Origin of the sequence: Bacillus sp. AFS001701, assembly GCF_002559405.1 — a bacterium.
Classification (GTDB): domain Bacteria; phylum Bacillota; class Bacilli; order Bacillales; family Bacillaceae_G; genus Gottfriedia.
Genome location: NZ_NTZO01000697.1, coordinates 1 through 2,236, shown reverse-complemented (window position 1 = coordinate 2,236; position 2,236 = coordinate 1). Strand labels below are relative to the sequence as shown.

Sequence of the window (2,236 nt, the reverse complement as noted above, 5' to 3'; positions counted from 1 at the left end):
CTATACACCTTTTAAAATTAGAGACAGATAATAAATTATTAAAGGTTAAGTAAATTTTTTCTAATTAAAATCTAAAGATTAATGGACAAGATTGTTAATACAATTAGGATAAAGTAAATGAAATGAACTTTTGTTTTTAGTTCCTTAGATACCATAACTTTTGAATAGTAGGTGATGGGAGTTGAAATAATGAACAGTAAAATAGGGTTAAGGCAAAAATAATGGAGAAAAGGGAAGATAGGAAAATCCTCTCGGCCCCGCTCAATGGGAGACGGTAAATGATGAAAAAATTTTATTTGTTCTTGATTCCTAGTTTCTTAACTATTTTAATAATGTCTCCATTTTATCGTTTTTTCTGGAATAAAAACTTTTCGAAAGTGACAGTTTCGGATTACTCTACATTGAAAAACGTTGATTTTTCTAATGATCAAAATAAGAATACTAAAGAGATTGATCGCTACTTACAGCAAATTCATTTTAACGGGGTTGTTCTTGTTAAGAAGAATGAAGAAAATATCCTTAATAAGGGATACGGTTATCGAGATATCCAGAATCAGCTACAGAACACACCAAATACGTATTATCCAGTTGGTTCAATTTCTAAATTTTTTGTTTCAACGTTGTTAATGCAATTAAAAGAAGAAGGCAAAATATCGTTTAACGATCCGATTTCAAAATATATACCGGAATTCCCAAATGGATCAAAATTAACATTATTTCATTTAATTTCACATACTTCAGGGATTAAGAGAGAAAAAGAGTTATTTAATCCAATTTCATCAACTGATTTAATAAAGAAAATCGTTAAATCAAATGCTCACTATATACCGTTAAACAAATGGGATTACAATGACACAAATTATATTTTACTTGCTTACGTTATAGAAAAAGTAACTGGAACTCCATATGGAGAATATATAAAAACACATATTTTCGATAAAGCGAATATGTCCGAAATTGGACAAGGTAATGATTTTTATAAAAAAGGGAATCATGCACTAGGGTATTTATTAATTCAAACTAAAAATAATCCGAAGCAATTACGAATCCCAAATTTTAACTATTTATTAGGCTGTGGAGATATTTATTCAACGGTTTCAGGAATACAAAAAATGGACGAGGCACTTATTTCGAATAAACTTATTATGGGGAAAAGTTTTACTCAATTTACTAAGCCGTATCAAAATCATTATGCATTTGGCATTTATAATAAAGGAAAGTATTTATACAATCATGGGGTAGTTCCAGGAATTAATTGTATGAATGTATTCGATCCAGTTTCGAAAACATATGTCATTGTGTTTTCTAATAGTCAAAAGGTGAAACCAAACACCTTTAAGATCGCAATGAACTTATTTAAACTAGTTAACAAAATGAGTTGAGAACAGTTCAGTTTGATTATAAGAATCTAGACTCTTATAAAATATTTCATAAATAATCTAAAAGATACTCATACTATTTTTTGATAAAGAAAATAGGAGGAGTCTAGTGAAAAAGTTTCTATATTATTTCTTATTAATCATAATGACTAGCAGTATTAATTTGAGCTCTATTAAATTTGTTAATGCAGAAACGAAAGCCGGGATCAATGAAAACTCTTTAACAAGACATATTAAAATTACTGAACAAAAACTAAATGATGCACCGATTAAGTATCCACAAATAAGTGGAGCATCTAATTCAACTGCACAACAAAAGATCAATAGTATCTTAAAACAAGGTGCTGATTTAACAAATAATAATCGTTTAAAGCTATTAGAAGACGAGAAAGAAGCCAAGTCAAAATGGGATGCTAGCCAAGGGCCGTGGAGACCTTATGAATATGTTTTTACTTATAAAGTACTGTACAACAATCTTGATAAATTAAGTGTTATTTATAATGAGTATTCATATACAGGTGGGGCACATGGGATGACAATGAATACTACATTTAATTTTGACGTGAAAACAGGTGATGTAGTTCCACTATCTAAGTTAATAAACGAACATACAAAATCCGTACAAGAATATGCTTATCAGCAATTACAAAAGAAATATAAAGGGTATGTATTAATAAAATCGCCTAACGAAATCGACTTAAGTGACAAAAATCGACTATGGGCATTTGACCACGCAGGAATTAAATTAATCTTTAAAGAATATGAAGTAGCCGCATATGCTGCTGGCATGCCTGAAGTCTTTATACCAGTGCAGGTTTATCAATAATATAATCGTTTTCGCCCCATGGAAAGCGAGC

The 2,236-nt window shown here is 29.9% G+C and carries 2 protein-coding genes; both read left to right on the top strand.

Features of this window, described 5'->3' with window-relative positions:
- Window positions 1–278 precede the first annotated feature (278 nt).
- Window positions 279–1,382, top strand: coding sequence for a serine hydrolase domain-containing protein (locus CN514_RS24690; protein ID WP_098234819.1), 1,104 nt, complete (start codon window positions 279–281; stop codon window positions 1,380–1,382).
- A 106-nt stretch (window positions 1,383–1,488) separates the two neighbouring features.
- Window positions 1,489–2,205 (top strand): DUF3298 and DUF4163 domain-containing protein, encoded by a 717-nt coding sequence (locus CN514_RS24685; protein WP_098234818.1) that lies wholly within the window; start codon window positions 1,489–1,491, stop codon window positions 2,203–2,205.
- The last annotated feature ends 31 nt before the right edge of the window (window positions 2,206–2,236 follow it).